Genomic DNA, 16031 nt, shown 5'->3' on the forward strand with positions numbered 1-16031 from the left:
GAGGACAGGGAGCGCACCGCCCGGCCCGGGGCGGTGCACCTGCCGGTGTGTCAGCCCGGCCCGGAACCGATCGTCACCACCCGTGCCCACGCGGGTGGTTCGTCCGGTCGGTGGTCGGGATCGTTCTCGTCGTACGACCCGCCGGCCCGGGAGAAGAGGCCCACCACGGTCCGGCAGGCGGGCCGCGCCTCGGGCCACGGGGTCTGGCCGTCGGTCAGCACCACCACCACGTCGGGCCGGGTCCGCAGTGCCCGCGCGAACCCGGTGCGCAGGTCCGTCCCGCCACCGCCCGTCAGCTCGATGCCCTCCGCCCGGCACAGCGGCTGCACGGTCCGGGCCGCGGCGTCGCAGGACAGCACGGAGACCAGGTCCCGCCGCCCGCCCAGGGCCCGGCAGATGGCGGCCACCTCCAGCAGCGCACTGCCCAGTTCGGCGTCGCTGACCGAGCCCGAGGTGTCGACGACCACACAGACCCGCGGCGGACGGCGCCGCAGGCTCGGCAGCACCACCTTGGGCACTCCGGCCGAGCGCCGTGCCGGACGGCCCTGGTGATAGTCCTCGCCCGCACCCGGTGCACAGACGGCCGAGCGCAGCGTCGAGCCCAGCAACTGCCGCCACGGCTGCGGCGGATGGAACACCTCTTCCGCCCAGCGCCGCCAGCTCTGCGGAGCGCTGCCCGGAGCGCCCCTGATGCCCTGGGCCACCCGGAAGCGCACCGCGTCCCGCTCCTGCTCGCTGAGTCCGTGTGCGCCGTCGGGGCCCAGCTCCCACGCCCGCTCCAGCCCGTCCGCGCCGCTGCCGCAGTCCAGCCACCCCAGCCGGTCCAGCGGCGGCCCGAGCCGGACGTGCCGGAGGTAGTCCTCCATCAACCAGCCTGCGGGCACCCCCAGTTTCTGCGGTGTCACCGCGTCCTCGGGGCACACCAGACCGTCGCCGTAGACGTCGTCGTTGATCTCGCAGTCCGCGGCGATGTTCATCCGCAGCCGCTCCGCCGGGCCGGTCAGTCCGCGCTCGCGGGCGACCCGGTCGCCGCGCCCGTGGTGGTCGCGCAGCAGATGCGCCACCTCGTGCACCCAGACCGCGGCCAGTTCCTCCAGCGCAGTGCGGTCCACGAACGCCGGGAAGACGTAGCACCGCCAGTACCGGTCGACCGCCATCGTCGGCACCTGCCGTGACTCCACCGGGCGCAGCGCGAACAACGCGGTCGCCAGGTACGGCCGGGCGCGGGCCGCGTGCAGCCGGGCCGCGAAGAGCTTGCCGAGGTCCAGCGCCCCGGGTGCCCGCGCCGTCATCGCCGGGCCCCGGCGGTCCGCACGGAGCGGCGGGCGGCCTCGTCGGCCCGCCGGGACAGGGACACCACCCCGGCCAGCCGCTCGACCGCCGCCGGCACCTCCCAGTCCTCCCGGCGCAGCGAGGCCAGCGTGGTCGCCGGGACGACCACCACGTCCGGCGCGCCGGTCTCCATCGCCCGGACCAGCAACGCCCAGGCCGCGTCCCAGCGGGCCCGCTCCGGTCGCCCCCGCACCGCGGCCACCACCCCGTCCAGCGCGGCCTGGCGCAGATCCCCGCGCTCGGGCAGCACGGCACCGGCCGGGTCGGCCAGCAGCGACTCCGGGTCGGGCAGGTCCATCCGGTCCAGGCTCGCCAGCAGCTCCAGCCCCGGACCGTCGCCCACGGTGCCCCGGACCAGCAGCGACAGCACGTCCCGCGAGGATCCGGCGGCCGTGGCGAAGGCGATCAGCCGCAGGGTCGCCTCCCAGCTGCGCGGCGACGGCCATGCCCCGCCCCGCCGGCTCTCCCCACTGGGCAGCCGGTGCACGAGCCCCGGCCGCGCCTGAAGGAAGGCGCACACCGCGCGCCGGGCGAAGTCCACCGCCTCGGGCAGCCGTTCGGCGTCGAGCCGGGGCAGGGCGGCCCGCGGCCAGGTCCCGCCGAGACCGCGTACGACGACGTCGTGGTCGTGGACCCACTGCAGATGCACGAACCGGTTGGCGAGCGGCGGGCTCAGTTCCCAGCCGTCGGCGGCCGAGGAGCGCGGGTTGGCGGCGGCCACGATCCGCACCCCGGCCGGCAGCCGCAGCGCACCGATCCGCCGCTCCAGCACGAGCCGCAGCAGCGCCGCCTGCACGGCCGGGGGAGCGGTGGACAGCTCGTCCAGGAACAGCAGCCCCCGCCCGGCGCGCACCAGCCGCACCGCCCAGTCCGGCGGTGCCATCGGCACGCCCTGTACGGCGGGATCGTCGCCCACGACGGGCAGCCCCGAGAAGTCGGACGGCTCGTGCACGCTCGCGATCACGGTGGTCAGCGGCAGGTCCAGAGCGGCGGCGAGCTGGGTCAGCGCGGCCGTCTTGCCGATGCCGGGCTCACCCCACAGCAGGACCGGGAGGTCGGCGGCGACGGCCAGGGTCAGTGCCTCCAGCTGGATGTCGGCGCGCGGCTCGGTGGTGGAGTCGCGGAGCAGGGTCAACAGGGTCTCGGCTACGTCGAGTTGAGGGAGGACAGGCAGGGCGGAAGCAGTCATGTGGCATCACCTGAAGTCGGGAGAAGGGAAGGGGTTGGCGCCAACGGGGCAAGAAATAAAGGGCGTTCAGCGCAGACGGTTGGGCTGCCGGTGCCGGATCCGGTTGCGGTACGGGTCGGCCGGGGCGTGGGCGGGGCCGGTCAGGCCGGCCCGGTAGAGACCGTGGGCGATGCGCCGTTCGGCCGCGGCCGCCAGTACGTCCCGCAGCGGACCGTCGCGCAGCACCGCCTGAGGACCCAGCAGTGCTTCGACCACGGCCAGAGCCCCGGCGCTGTCGCCGTGGTCCAGCCGCTCGCGGACGCCGGTGAGGCAGTCCGGACGCCGGTGCGCCTCGTCGATGACCCGCAGGCAGGGCAGCGCAGGACCGCCGAGCGAGGCCAGCAGCTCCTCGCGCCGGATCTCGTCCGGGGCGTGGTCCAGCGGGACCAGGACACCGTCGACCAGACCGATCCGGTGCCGCTCGCCCCGGCACGCCACGACATGGGCCCCGGCCACCGGATCGGCGTCGGGCGGCGGCCCCTGCGGCCGGTGGCCGGGGGCCAGCGCGGCGGCCACCAGGGGATGCAGCCGGTCCGGGCCGAGCAGCCCGGCCCGCAGCAACTCCAGATCGGGTGCCACCCAGGTCGCCGCGTCGGGCAGCACCGGCACGGCGCGCAGGCCGCCCGGCACGCGCTGGGCGACGATCCGCGGACAGAGCGCACCGCCGCCGTCCGTGACGAGGTGCGGGTGGTCACGGGGCCGTGGCCCGGACAGGCCGGGGAGCTCGTCGGCCGGGCCGACTGCGTGCCGGTGTCCGGTCGGCTCCGGGGTGTCGTCCGCGTCCACCGCCAGGATCAGCCGGTGCCGGCTGCCGAGCCGTACGGCGAAGACGCCGGCGGACCGTCCCTCGGCGCCCAGCAGGACACGCGCCTCGGCCGCCCACCGGCCCACGGCACAGCCCTGCTCCGGCGGCGCGAGCCCCAGCGGGTCGGCGTCCGGCGGCGCGGGCCCGCCGGCGCCCGAGCGGTCGCGCAGCTCGGCGGCCCTGCGGGCGTCCCACAGGTGCCGGTGCAGATCGAGCCGGTAGCGCCGGTTCGGGCGGGGATGCGGATGGCCGCCGCTGTGCGCACGGGCCGGATCCCACAGGGCGAGGCTGATCCGCTGGCCGGCATCGGCCCAGGCCGGCGGGGTACGGGCCACGAGATGCAGCGGACCGGCCCGGCCGGAGGTGCCGTACCGGGCCAGGGTGAGGGTCAGCCCCGGGCGCAGCAGCCCGTCGGGCGCGATCCTCGGCATGTGCCAGCGCAGCAGGTCGGGGGCGAGATGGCGGAGATCGGTGCGGAGCAGGGCCGCCAGTTCCCGGCCGTGGGCGCGGGCGACGGAACGCAGATCGAGGTCGACGTCGATCCGGGCGGCGGCGCAGGCCCCCGCCCAGTCCCCGACGGCACGGCGGCCGGCGGCCAGCTCGATCATGGACGGTGGCACGGCGTACGCACGCACACGCTGCCACAGGGAAAGCCGGGTGTCCCGGTACGCGGTCGAGGTGGGCATCAGCACTCACCTTGCGCGGACGGGACCCCCAATCGCTGAGTCGAGTGAGTGGTCATCGCCGGGATCGTAACCACGGTCCGGGCCGGGCGGCACCTGTTTTTCCCGGCGGCCCCGGTACGGCGACCCCGCGCGGCCGTTGGGGTAGGGTGGCCGTCCGGTCGCGAACGGTCGCGGCCCCGATCGCCGAGGAGGTGGGACCCATCACCGCTGTGTCAGCCGGGGTGCTCTCTCCTCAGGACGGCGCGGTGCACCGGCAGCGGTGACCGCGGGAGCGCCCATCCGGTATCGCGCTCCCGAAAGGCTCTCGCCCTCCGTGCTTTCCCCCTCTTCCCCTTCCGCCGTCGTCTCCGCGCTGCGCGCCGCCGGGTGCGTCTTCGCCGAGGACGAGGCCGAGTTGATCCTCGCCACCGCCCGCAGCGCCGAAGAGCTGACCTCGATGGTGGACCGGCGTGTCGCCGGGCTCCCGCTCGAACAGGTCCTCGGCTGGGCCGAGTTCCACGGTCTGCGCATCCACGTGGAACCGGGGGTGTTCGTGCCCCGCCGCCGTACCGAGTTCCTCGTCGGCCAGGCGCTGGCCCAGGCGCCGGACGCGTCCGTCGTCGTGGACCTGTGCTGCGGTTCCGGTGCCCTTGGCGCGGCCCTCGCCGCCGCCCTGGACGGTGCCGAGGTGCACGCCGCAGACATCGACCCGGCCGCCGTCCGCTGCGCCCGCCGCAACCTCGCGCCCTTCGGCGGCCGGGCGCACGAGGGCGACCTCTACGACGCCCTGCCCCCGCACGTGCGCGGCCGCGTCGACGTCCTCATGGCCAACGTGCCCTACGTCCCCACCGCCGAGGTGCCGCTGCTGCCGGCCGAGGCCCGCGACCACGAGCCGCTGGTCGCGCTGGACGGCGGCGCGGACGGCCTCGACGTACTGCGCAGGGTCGCCGCCGGGGCGCGCGAGTGGCTCGCCCCGGGCGGCTGCCTGCTGACCGAGACCAGCGAACGCCAGGCACCGGCCGCAGTACAGGCCTTCGCCGACGCCGGTCTGACAGCGCGTCTGGCGGTGTCGGAGGAGCTGTACGCGCATGTGGTGATCGGTGAACTGCCGTAAACATTAAGACAGTTGTTGTGCCCGAGCGATGAGCAGGGCCACGTCGTCGTGGTTGTCGGGGTGGTGCAGGGTCCGCAGGAGGAAGTCGCAGGTCTCCTCCAGCGGGCGTGCGGGGTCGTCGAGCAGGGACAGCAGGAAGTCCAGGCGCTCGTCCAGCGAGTGGCGGCGGGTCTCCACCAGCCCGTCGGTGTAGAACACCAGCTCGTCGCCGGGCTCGAAGTCGACGGCGACGGTGGAGAAGCCGACCCCGCCCACCCCCAGCGGCACCCCGGTGGGCAGGTCGAGCAGTTCCGGCGGCCGGCCGGGGCGGACCCGGACCGGCGGAAGATGGCCGGCGTTGGCGATCCGGCACTGCCGCAGATGCGGATCGTGGACCGCGTACACACAGGTCGCGATGGAGTGGTCCAGGGCCGACGTCGTGTTGTCCAGGTGCTCCAGCAGCAGCGCCGGGTCCAGGTCGAGGGCGGCCAGCGTGGTGGTCGCCGTACGCAGCCGGCCCATGGTGGCGGCCGCGCTGATACCGCTGCCCATCACATCGCCCACCACGAGCGCGGTCTTGCCGCCCTCCAGCGGGATCACGTCGAACCAGTCGCCGCCGACCTCGCTGGTGGCCCCGGCCGGCTGATAGCGCGAAGCCACCTCCAGGCCGGTGGCGACCGGCGGATGACTGGGCAGCAGACTGCGCTGCAGGGTGAGGGCGGTGTTGCGGGCGTTCTGGTACCAGCGCGCGTTGTCGATCTGCACCGCCGCGCGGGCGGCCAGCTCCCGGGCGAGCAGGACGTCGTCCTCGTCGAACGGCGCCGGATTGCGGGTGCGTTTGAGGTCCAGGGCGCCGAGCACCTCGCCGCGCGCGATCAGCGGTACCGCGAGATACGAGTGCAGTCCCGCCCGGGCCAGCAGCGCGGCGGCCTCGGGGGAGCGGGCGATGCGCGGCAGGTCCTCGTCCTTGACCTGCCGCACCAGCACCGCCTCGCCGGAGCGCACGCACTCGGTGACCAGCCGGTCGGGTTCGTACGTCGCGATCCGGCCGGGCCGGTCGGCGGCCCGGAGCGCGTCGGAGCCGTCCTGCGGACGCACGGCGAGGGCACGCATCACCGCCGGCTCCGCCGGGCCCAGCGTGCTGCGCCGGCCCTCCACCACCGGGTCCAGCAGGTCCACGGCGGCCACGTCGGCGAGTTCCGGCACGGCGACATCGGCCAGCTCGCAGGCGGTGCGGTCCAGCTCCAGCGTCGTCCCGATCCGGGCGGAGGCGTCGGCGATGACCGCCAGCCGGCGCCGGGCCGCCTCGGCCTCCAGGGAGGCCCGGTGCTGCTCGGTGACGTCGACCATGGAGGCCGCGACGCCGAGCACGTTGCCGAGCGCGTCCTCCAGGCGGTACAGCGACAGCGACCAGGAGTGGTCCGCCTCCGGGTCGGCCGCGGTACGGCCGACCACGAGCCGGTCGATCAGCGGCACCCCGGTGTCCAGCACCTGCCGGGCCTCCGCCTCCAGGACGTCGGCCTCCATCCGGGGCACCACCTCACGCAGCGGGCGCCCCACCTGCTCGGCGGCGGGGAGCCCGTTGATCCGCTCCAGCGCCGGGTTCACCGAGACGAACCGCAACTGCGGGTCCAGGACGGCGAGCCCACTCGGCGACTGCTTCACCACTCGCTCGGACAGCGCCACGTCCTGCTCCAGCCGCCGTACGGTCGACTGGTCGGCGGCGAGTCCGAGCGCGTACACGTCACCGCGGTCGTCCAGCAGCCGCATGTTGCGGAACTCCACCACGCGGGTGCTGCCGTCCTTGTGCCGAATGGGGAAGCCGCCGGCCCAGCTCTGCCCGGTGCGCATCACATCGGCGAAGAGCCTGCCGACCAGCTCGAAATGCCGCTCGTGGACCATGAGCCGGGCGGCGTACTGGCCGAGCGCCTCGCCCGCGCTGTACCCGAACAGCTCCTCGGCCTGCGGGCTCCACAGCACGATCCGGCCGTCGGTGTCCAGCACCACCGACGCCACGCCCAGCACGTCGAGCAGGCCGCCCGGCCGCACCGGGCCGCGCACCGGCTCGCCGCCCTGCGTCACCGGAGCCTCGGCTGCACCCATGCCCTGCACCGCCTTCGCCCGTCGGCTCGGCACGTCGTCCCCCGTGCCGGTTCCCCTTGGTCCACCGCGTCACACCCGACTCCCCGGCACCCTCGCCGGCTACCTCCACCATCTCTCACCACGGCGGCGCACGTCCGCGGAAGCCGCCGTGCCCGGCGTCCGCTCCCGCGCCGTCCCGCCGTGCCCCGCACGGGTTCCCGTCCCGCACATCCTGCACGCGCCGTGCGCGGGCCGGGAGAGTTCACGCTCATGTTGCCGTATTGGTCTGTACATGACTATCGCGCCGCGCCAGACTGTCCGCCGACCGAGTACCCGTCCCCCCCGTCCGAGGAGTCGGCATGCCCGCGCCCGCCCGGCAACGTTGTCACGCAGTCCTCGCCGGACTCGTCACCCTGGCCACCGCCGCCGTCGTGTCCCTCGCCGCGCCGGCGCCGGCGTCCGCCGCCGACACATGGACGGAGACCGGCTCCGACCGCGCCGACCCGCTGACCGAGAGCCAGGGCCTGACCTCGGTGGAGGTCCCGGCGAACAGTCCCAACCGGTACACCGGCATCGGCACCATCCCGATCGGCGTCTCCAGCCGGGGCTGGAACCACGTCGGCGACCCCGACGCCTCCTACAACGGCTACTACATCGAGCCCTATCAGGAGGACTCCGGCAACGCGAAGATGTTCCGCGTGCAGGCGCCCGACGGCACCTGGTCGGAGTACGTGCACACCCTGAGCCCCGGCGAGGCGCTGAACAACTCCTGGGACGCGATCTCGCCCGACGGTCAGTGGATGCTCTCGGGCGAGTGGGGCACGATGAGCCGCCTGCTGGTCTTCCCGGCCCCGGGCGTCAATGCGAGCACCTCGCCCTCGGCCGACCTCCCGCTGGCCTCGAAGGTGAACCTGGACCACCCGGTCCGTGACGTCCAGGGCTGCGACTTCTCCGGCCCCACCACCCTGCTGTGCTCCTCGGACGACCCCGACGGCAGCCTCTTCGGCATGACCAAGCCGCTGCTCCGGATCGACCTGTCGGCCGCGCCGAACGGCTCCTCGGACGTCACCGGCCATGTCACCGCTCTGCGGCAGCTGCCGCTGCGCAGCTCCTGCTCGGGCACCTTCGAGGTGGAGGGCATCGACTACGACCGGCGCACCGGCATCCTGCGCGTGATCGTGATGTCGCCCGGCTTCTGCATCCTCACGGACAGCAAGACGTACAAGTTCTCGCGCGGCTGAGCCCGGCTGGGGGTGTGCTCCGCGGCCGGTGGTGCTTTCCTGAGGATGGACGCGGTTCGGCGGGGTACCCCCTTCCACCGCAGCACGGCCACGAAAGGAGCGATCAATGGCACACACGGAGCGGTCGCATCCGGAAACCGTCACGGTGGAGATCAGCGGCTCCAAGGAGGACGCCCGGATCGTCTTCGACGCCCTGAGGTCCTGCTTCGCTTCCGACCGGGGCGCGGACGAGGTGCCGCAGCAGCTCCACGAGGTCCGGCCGATGGTGTGGCTCGGCACGTACGACGTCGCGGACGAACACGTGCCGCACTGCGCGCCGGTCCACCTCGGCGCGTCCGTCCAGGCGGACGTCCAGGGCGGCTACTGGGCGGTGAACCGGTTCCGGCACACCCTGGACTCCATCTTCACCGTTCAGGAGACCTGCGCGGCCTCCGGCGACCAGGAGCGGGACCTGCATCTGCGCCTGGAGAGCGCCTGACGCCGATCGCGCAGCGCGACGACAGCGCCCCGGCCGGCTCCTCGCCGTCCGGGGCGTACGTTCGCCGGATCCGTGCCGGTGTCCTCGCCTGTACATATGAGTGGTTACAGAGTGGCTGGGGTCACCCTCCGGCGGTTATGCAACTAGTTGCATAAAGGGGGTCGCGTCCTCTACAACAAGAGGCGACGACACCGCGCACGGAGGGCCCGATGAGCCGTTACCCGCATCTGATGACCCCGCTCGACCTGGGCTTCACCACCCTGCCCAACCGCGTGCTCATGGGCTCCATGCACGTCGGCCTGGAGGAGGCCGAGCGCGGCTTCGAGCGGATGGCGGCCTTCTACGCGGCCCGCGCGCGTGGCGGCGTCGGCCTCATCGTCACCGGCGGCATCGCGCCCAACGACGAGGGCCGGCCGTACGAGGGCGGTGCCCGGCTCACCACCGAGACGGAGGCCGAGCAGCACAGGGCCGTCACCGACGCCGTGCACCGCGAGGGCGGCCGGATCGCGATGCAGATCCTGCACTTCGGCCGGTACGCCTACCACCAGGACCTCGTCGCGCCGAGCCCGCTCCAGGCGCCGATCAGCCCCTTCGTGCCGCGCGAGCTGACCGACGCCGACATCGAACGGACCATTGACGACTACGCCCGCGCCGCCCGCCTCGCCCGGCAGGCCGGCTACGACGGCGTGGAGATCATGGGCTCCGAGGGCTACCTCATCAACGAGTTCATCGCCGCGCAGACCAACCGGCGCACCGACCGCTGGGGCGGCTCCTACGAGAACCGGATGCGCTTCCCCGTCGAGATCGTCAAGCGGGTGCGCGAGGCCGTCGGCGAGGACTTCATCGTCATCTACCGGCTCTCCATGCTCGACCTGGTCCCCGGCGGCTCCTCGCTGGAGGAGGTCGTCACGCTCGGCAAGGCGGTCGAGGCCGCCGGGGCGACGATCATCAACACCGGCATCGGCTGGCACGAGGCCCGCATCCCCACCATCGCCACCTCGGTACCGCGCGGCGCCTACACCTGGGTCACCAAGAAGCTCATGGGCGAGGTGTCGGTGCCCCTGGTGACCACCAACCGCATCAACACCCCGGACCTCGCCGAGGAGTTGCTGGCCGGCGGCTTCGCCGACATGGTCTCCGTGGCCCGCCCGATGCTCGCCGACCCCGACTTCGTCGCCAAGGCCGCCGCCGGCACCCCGGAGGCCATCAACACCTGCATCGGCTGCAACCAGGCCTGCCTCGACCACACCTTCAGCGGGAAGATCACCTCCTGCCTGGTCAACCCGCGCGCCTGCCACGAGACCGAGCTGGTGCTCTCCCCGACCCGGCTGAAGAAGCGTGTCGCCGTCGTCGGCGCCGGACCGGCGGGTCTGGCCTGCGCGGTCTCCGCCGCCGAACGCGGCCACGAGGTCACGCTGTTCGACGCCGCGAGCGAGATCGGCGGCCAGCTCAACGTCGCCCGCAAGGTCCCCGGCAAGCAGGAGTTCGACGAGACCCTGCGCTACTTCCGCCACCAGCTCGACGCGCACGGGGTCGACGTACGCCTCGACACCTGGGTCACCCCCGAGACGGTCGGCGGCTACGACGAGGTCGTCGTCGCCACCGGCGTCACCCCGCGCACCCCCGACATCCCCGGCGTGGACCACCCCCGCGTCCTCGGCTACCTGGACGTCCTGCGCGACGGCGCCCCCGTCGGCGACCGGGTCGCCGTCCTCGGCGCCGGCGGCATCGGCTTCGACGTCGCCGAGTACCTCACCGACGGCGGCGACAAGGCGAGCGAGGACCCGGCGACGTACTTCCGCGCCTGGGGCGTCGACATGGACTACCGGGTGCCCGGCGGACTCGCCACGCCCGAGCGGCCGGCCCCGCCGCGCCAGGTCCACCTGCTCCAGCGCAAGACCACCAAGGTCGGCGCCGGACTCGGCAAGACCACCGGCTGGATCCACCGCACCGAACTGAAGCACCGCGGCGTGACCATGGTGCCGGGCGTGCGCTACGACCGGATCGACGACGCGGGCCTGCACATCACCGTCGGCGAGGAGAGCACGGTCCTGGAGGTCGACACGGTCGTCCTGTGCACCGGCCAGGAGCCGCGCCGCGACCTGTACGACGCCCTGACCGCCGCCGGACGCAGCGCGCACCTGATCGGCGGCGCGGACGTCGCCGCCGAGCTGGACGCCAAGCGGGCGATCAAGCAGGGTACGGAGCTGGCGGCGACGCTGTAGGGCTCGTCCCACGCGTCCCTAGGATGGGCCCATGTCACTCCCGCACGCGATCCTCACCGCCCTGCTGGAAAAGCCGTCGTCGGGACTGGAACTGACCCGCCGGTTCGACAAGTCGATCGGCTACTTCTGGTCCGCGACACACCAGCAGATCTATCGCGAGCTGGGGAAGCTGGAGGCCGAGGGGCTCATCCGCACCCTGCCGTCCGAACAGCCCGCCCGCGGGCAGAAGAAGAGCTACGAGGTGCTGCCCGCGGGCCGCGCCGAACTGGCCCGCTGGACCGCCGCCGCCCAGGACCCCAAGCCGCTGCGGGACACGCTCCTGCTCCGGCTGCGCGCGGCGGCGGTGGTCGGCACGGCGGGCCTGGGGGCGGACCTGCGCCGCCATCTGGAGCTGCACCGGCGCCAGTTGACCGAGTACCAGGAGATCGAGCAGCGCGACTTCCCACCGGACCGGGACGCCCCCGAGGACCGGCTGCGTCATCTCGTGCTGCGCGCCGGCATCGACCTGGAGACGTTCTGGACCCAGTGGCTCACCCATGCCCTGACGGAGTTCGACGACCTGCCCGACGCCGGCTGAGCCCCGCGCTGAGCCGGTACGGCCGTGCCCTCGGCGCGTTGCTCAGAGCCGGTACGGCTTCGAACGGCGGCGAAGGTACCACCCCGTGGCGATCACGCCGCTCCCGACCAGCGCCGCGCCGAGGCCCAGCGTCAGCGGGCCGTAGTCCCGGGCGGCGCCGCCCAGGCCGCCCAGCACACCGCGGGACGGGGCCGGCGAGGACGTGGCGGAGATCGTCGCCGCCGAGGGCGAGGAGACGACCACCGACTGGGTGCCCGCCGTGCTGCCGCTGGAGCAGACCACGACCACCGTGTACGTCCCCGGGCTCACTCCCGGCCAGGCCGCGGACTGGCTGACGGTCGTGCCCGCCAGGGCCATCTGCCGGCCCTGCGCGAAGTTCGCCTGCCGACTGGTGAGCAGGGCCGCCTTGCCCCAGCTGCCGTTGATCTGCGCGCACGCGCCGGTCACCACCGAGACGGTGGAGCCGGTGGTACTGACGGAGATACCCGAGGCGGCGGTGGACGGACCGGCGAGGACGACGGGCAGCGCGGCGGCGGCCACCAGGGCCGGACCGGTGCGCAGGAGGAGTCGCGAGGTGTGCATGGGCTGGCCTCCGGCGGCACGGTCGGCGGTACGTCCCATGCGCCGCCGAGGGTCGGGAAACGTCCGTGCTGCCTGGTCAGCAGCCAACGCGGCCACGGGGGTGCGCGCACCTGGGAGACAGCCGGTCAGGTGACGGTTTCCTTCGTGCGGCGCAGGCTGGGTGGGGCCGGGCCGCCCGCCATCACCGGCGGCGGCGGACGCGCGGCCTCACTCACCCGTCGTCACGATCCGTTAGGCCGACCAGCCGCCCCACACCAGTGACGTGGCCGTCCTGCCGTCGAGTTGGATCTGGTACTCGGTGATCACGCCGCCCGTGCGCGGCGACGTACGACACCACATCCCACATCCCAGTCGTCCCGGGAGGCGCCCCAGGACAGCTGAACCGCGCGGCTGCTCACGCCCCGGCCGGCGGGCGACGACGGCCGGGTCGGTGCCGAGCGGTCCGCCGCGAGGTGGGCAGGTGTACGCGCCCGCACCGCCCCGCTCGGCGGGCCGAGGCGGCCCGCGGTGTCCCGGGCCCGCACGGTGAAGGCGTACACGGTCGACGGCCTGAGCCTGGTGACATCCACCATGTGCCGCGAACCCGGCACTTCAGCCGCCGTCGTGGTGCCGCGAGACAGCTCGTGGGTGCGGCTGCCGGGACCGTCGGTCACCGCGTTCCACATCGCGTGCACGCTCGTGGCACTGCCCGCCTGCGCGGTGACATCGGTCGGAGCGCCGGGCCCTCGGCCGCCCTCGCCGTCGTCGGCCCGGCTCCAGCCGCAGGACGCGAGCAGCAGGAGGGCTCCGCAGACCGGTACGACCGGCAGGGGTACGCGTCGCTCGGCCCCGCGTTGGTGACCACCCGGGAGGGTTACGTATGCTGATGCTCCCTGCGGCTGAACTACCCTAGAGGGCAGGGGAGTTCATGCCATCGGCGCGGACACGCTGTCGTCGCCGGAGCCGCGCCGACGCGGGCGGCCGGGGATCCGGGCCGGAATCGTCCCGGATCCCCGGCCCCTGTTGTCCGTCGACATTCCTCTTGTCCCTCACGGGGCGTCAGAAGCGTGCTCCATCCGGCCTCTTCCCAGTGCTCCGGACGGACCAGGGCCCGGGCCCGCACCACAGTGGCCTGGATGTCGGCCCGTTCCCCGACGAGCCGGATGTCCGTCCCGTCCCCGACGAGAGGGTCCCTCATCGTGCGTGTCCCGTCGCTGACGCTGGCCGCGGCCGGCGCGGCCCTGCTCGCCCCGGCAGCGCTGTCCGATCCGGCCGCCGCCGTCCCGCCGCCGCAGCGGCCCGTGGTGCGGAGCGAGGGGGCCGTCGCCGCGGTGGATCTGCTGGCCCGGCTGGGCGAGTGCCACCAGATCTCCCACGGCCGGTACCGCACCGACGCCGGCAGCCCGGCGACCGTCCCGGTGTGCGGCACCCAGGACGCCGTCTACTGGAAGGCCGACCTGGACATCGACTGCGACGGCCAGGCCACCGCGCGCTGCAACCGCCGTACCGACCCGGTCTTCGCCACCACCACCTCCTTCCAGCAGTCCGACGGGCGGCACCTGAACGCCGAGACACTGCCCTACATCGTCGTCCCGGCACCGAGCGGGATCTGGGACCATCGCGCCGCCGGCGTCCAGGGCGGCTCCGTCGCCGCCGTCGTCTACCGGGACCGGGTGCAGTACGCGGTGGTCGGCGACATCGGCCCGCGCGACCTCATCGGCGAGGCCTCCTACGCCACCGCCCAGGGCCTCGGCATCCCCACCGACCCGCGTGGCGGCGGGGTGTCCTCCGGTGTCACCTACATCGTCTTCAGGAACTCCCGCGTCGATCCCATCGAGGACCACGCGGCGGCGGCAGCGGCAGGCGAGCGCATGGCCCGTCTGTTCCTCACCGACCACTGACGATTTCCGGCCTCGGCCACGCACCACTGACGGGGCCTGCCCGGGCAGCGAGCCGATGACAAGGCCCTTCGTCCCGGCTGTGCGTCGATGACAGGACCTGGCCCCGTCGCGGGTCGATGGCACGGTCCGGCTACGCGCCGTTGACCAGGAGTCCCGTCGGCCGCGCGCTGCTGACTGGCGCGGTGCCGGTCCGCGCGCCGCCGGCTGCCCGACCAGCCGTGCACCGCTGACGTGCTCCAGCCCGGGACGCGAGCCGCCGATCCGGCTCGGTCCCGGTTGCGGGGCGATGGCACGGCCCGGCCACGCGCCGCAGACCGAGCCTGGCACGCTGCTGACCGGCTCCGGCCCCGATTCGCTCGCCGCTGACCGGGCTGCGTTCCGGCCGCATGCCGATGACCGCGGCGCCATTGGCCGTGCGTCGATGGTCGGGTGTAGTACCGGCCGCGCGCCAGTGTCCGGCTCCGGCCCCGATTCGCTCGCCGCTGACCGGGCCGCGTCCCGGCCGCACGCCGATGACCACCGCACCACCGGCCATGCGTCGATGGTCGGCCGCACCGTGCGCCGCGCACCGCGCGCCGGCTCCGGCGACACCGCAGACCGGCCCCCTTTCTGGCCGCACGCCGACGAACAGGCTCGGCCACGTGCCGTTACCGGCCGCGTCACGAGCCACGCGTCGTCGGGCGGCCGGGCCACGAGCCGCTTGTCGTCAGGGGCCTGGGCCAGCGGCCGTGTACAGCTCAGACCGGCCCCGCTCCCGCCGCGCCACCCGGGGCCGGGTCACGTCTTGCGGTAGCTGTACGCCTCCGTTGCCGCGGCTTCCACGGCGGCCAGGTCGGCGCCCGTGGAGGCGGTGACCACCGCGGCGACCGCGCCCTCGACGAACGGCGCATCCACCAGCCGGGTGCCGTCCGGCAGTTCGTCGCCTTCGGCGAGCAGCGCCTTCACGGTCAGCACGGCGCTACCGAGGTCGGTGAGCACCGCGACGCCGGCACCCCGGTCGACCGACGCCGCCGCGGCAGAGATCAGCTCGGCGCTGGTGCCGAGCCCGCCGCCCTCGGTGCCGCCCGCCGGGGCCACCGGCACCGCCGTGGCCCCGCCCGCGAGGCCCTTCGCCAGCTCGGCGACCGACGCGGCCACCTCCGCGCTGTGCGACACCAGCACGATCCCGACCAGCTTCTCCCCGCTCACGCCTCAGCCCTCCGCCGACTCGGCCGCCGCGGAGAGTCCGGCGATCAGCAGCGCCGACGAGGTCGCCCCCGGGTCCTGGTGGCCGATGCTGCGCTCGCCGAGATAGCTCGCCCGGCCCTTGCGGGCCTGCAGCGGGATCGTGGCCTCGGCGCCCTGCTCGGCGGCGGCACGCGCGGCGGCGAACCCCTCCCCGAGCGCGTCCACGGCCGGCACCAGCGCGTCGATCATGGTCTTGTCACCGGGCACCGCCCCGCCGAGCTTCATCACCCCGTCCACGCCGTCCCGCAGCGCCGCCGCCAACTGCCCCTCGCTGACCTCGGCGGCCTCGCCGAGCGCCTTGCCGGTCCGGCGCAGCAGCGTGCCGTACAGCGGCCCGGACGCGCCGCCGACCTTGGAGATGAGCTGCCGACCGGCCAGGATCAGCACGGCACCCGGGGTGTTCGGCGCCTCCTCCGCCAGGGCAGCCGTCACGGCGGTGAAGCCGCGCTGCATGTTGATGCCGTGATCGGCGTCCCCGATGGCCGAGTCGAGGTCGGTGAGCCGCTGCGCCTCACGGCCGACGGACGCGGCGGCCGCCGCCATCCAGCGGCGGAAGAAGTCGGCGTCGAGCACTGGAACTCCTTGCGTGGTAAGGGGGTTGATCGGCGGGGCAGGG

Annotated in this window: 13 protein-coding genes and 1 pseudogene; 6 read left to right on the forward strand and 8 right to left on the reverse strand. The window is 74.2% G+C overall.

The genetic code is table 11. From position 1 onward, the window contains the following. Positions 1 to 50: 50 nt before the first annotated feature. The 3 genes from O1G22_RS37275 to O1G22_RS37285 form a co-directional block, all read right to left on the reverse strand. Positions 51 to 1292 (reverse strand): vWA domain-containing protein, encoded by a 1242-nt coding sequence (locus O1G22_RS37275; protein WP_270085337.1) that lies wholly within the window; start codon positions 1290 to 1292, stop codon positions 51 to 53. Further along, a complete protein-coding gene (locus O1G22_RS37280) occupies positions 1289 to 2521 on the reverse strand; it encodes an AAA family ATPase (protein WP_270085338.1) in 1233 nt (410 codons plus the stop codon). Before O1G22_RS37280 ends, O1G22_RS37275 begins: the two co-directional genes overlap by 4 nt. A 66-nt stretch (positions 2522 to 2587) precedes the next feature. Further along, positions 2588 to 4051 carry a hypothetical protein gene (locus O1G22_RS37285; RefSeq protein ID WP_270085339.1) on the reverse strand — a complete coding sequence of 488 codons (1464 nt, stop codon included), beginning with the start codon at positions 4049 to 4051 and terminating at the stop codon, positions 2588 to 2590. A 313-nt stretch (positions 4052 to 4364) separates the two neighbouring features. Here O1G22_RS37285 and O1G22_RS37290 point away from each other — a divergent pair, with 313 nt between their 5' ends. Continuing rightward, complete coding sequence (locus O1G22_RS37290) at positions 4365 to 5144, forward strand: putative protein N(5)-glutamine methyltransferase (RefSeq protein ID WP_270085340.1); 780 nt, start codon at positions 4365 to 4367, stop codon at positions 5142 to 5144. A gap of 3 nt (positions 5145 to 5147) precedes the next feature. On the opposite strand, the gene O1G22_RS37295 is transcribed toward O1G22_RS37290, so the two are convergent. Further along, positions 5148 to 7226: a SpoIIE family protein phosphatase gene (locus O1G22_RS37295; RefSeq protein ID WP_270085341.1), complete on the reverse strand. Its 2079-nt coding sequence runs from the start codon at positions 7224 to 7226 to the stop codon at positions 5148 to 5150. Positions 7227 to 7564: 338 nt separating this feature from the next. Between O1G22_RS37295 and O1G22_RS37300 the strand changes: the two genes are divergently transcribed. The 4 genes from O1G22_RS37300 (at position 7565) to O1G22_RS37315 (ending at position 11726) form a co-directional block, all read left to right on the forward strand. Continuing rightward, entirely contained in the window at positions 7565 to 8446 is an 882-nt protein-coding gene (locus O1G22_RS37300) for a hypothetical protein (protein WP_270085342.1), read from the forward strand. A 106-nt stretch (positions 8447 to 8552) separates the two neighbouring features. After that, entirely contained in the window at positions 8553 to 8924 is a 372-nt protein-coding gene (locus O1G22_RS37305; RefSeq protein ID WP_270085343.1) for a hypothetical protein, read from the forward strand. A gap of 209 nt (positions 8925 to 9133) precedes the next feature. Continuing rightward, positions 9134 to 11149: an NADPH-dependent 2,4-dienoyl-CoA reductase gene (locus tag O1G22_RS37310; protein WP_270085344.1), complete on the forward strand. Its 2016-nt coding sequence runs from the start codon at positions 9134 to 9136 to the stop codon at positions 11147 to 11149. A 31-nt stretch (positions 11150 to 11180) separates the two neighbouring features. After that, on the forward strand, positions 11181 to 11726 hold the full coding sequence (locus O1G22_RS37315) for a PadR family transcriptional regulator (RefSeq protein ID WP_225095973.1): 546 nt from the start codon (positions 11181 to 11183) through the stop codon (positions 11724 to 11726). Positions 11727 to 11768: 42 nt separating this feature from the next. On the opposite strand, the gene O1G22_RS37320 is transcribed toward O1G22_RS37315, so the two are convergent. Next, positions 11769 to 12308, reverse strand: coding sequence for a hypothetical protein (locus O1G22_RS37320; protein WP_270085345.1), 540 nt, complete (start codon positions 12306 to 12308; stop codon positions 11769 to 11771). 350 nt (positions 12309 to 12658) lie between these two features. Next, positions 12659 to 13117 (reverse strand): annotated as a pseudogene (locus tag O1G22_RS37325) (fibronectin type III domain-containing protein); the annotation flags it as partial. A 369-nt stretch (positions 13118 to 13486) separates the two neighbouring features. Here O1G22_RS37325 and O1G22_RS37330 point away from each other — a divergent pair. After that, entirely contained in the window at positions 13487 to 14188 is a 702-nt protein-coding gene (locus tag O1G22_RS37330; RefSeq protein WP_270085346.1) for a glycoside hydrolase family 75 protein, read from the forward strand. 777 nt (positions 14189 to 14965) lie between these two features. Here the strand turns inward: O1G22_RS37330 and O1G22_RS37335 are convergent. Then, positions 14966 to 15376, reverse strand: a complete 411-nt coding sequence (locus O1G22_RS37335; RefSeq protein ID WP_270085347.1) for a PTS-dependent dihydroxyacetone kinase phosphotransferase subunit DhaM — start codon at positions 15374 to 15376, stop codon at positions 14966 to 14968. 3 nt (positions 15377 to 15379) lie between these two features. Then, a complete protein-coding gene (gene dhaL / locus O1G22_RS37340; RefSeq protein WP_270085348.1) occupies positions 15380 to 15988 on the reverse strand; it encodes a dihydroxyacetone kinase subunit DhaL in 609 nt (202 codons plus the stop codon). Positions 15989 to 16031: the final 43 nt, after the last annotated feature.

Source organism: Streptomyces camelliae (assembly GCF_027625935.1).
Lineage (GTDB): Bacteria > Actinomycetota > Actinomycetes > Streptomycetales > Streptomycetaceae > Streptomyces > Streptomyces camelliae.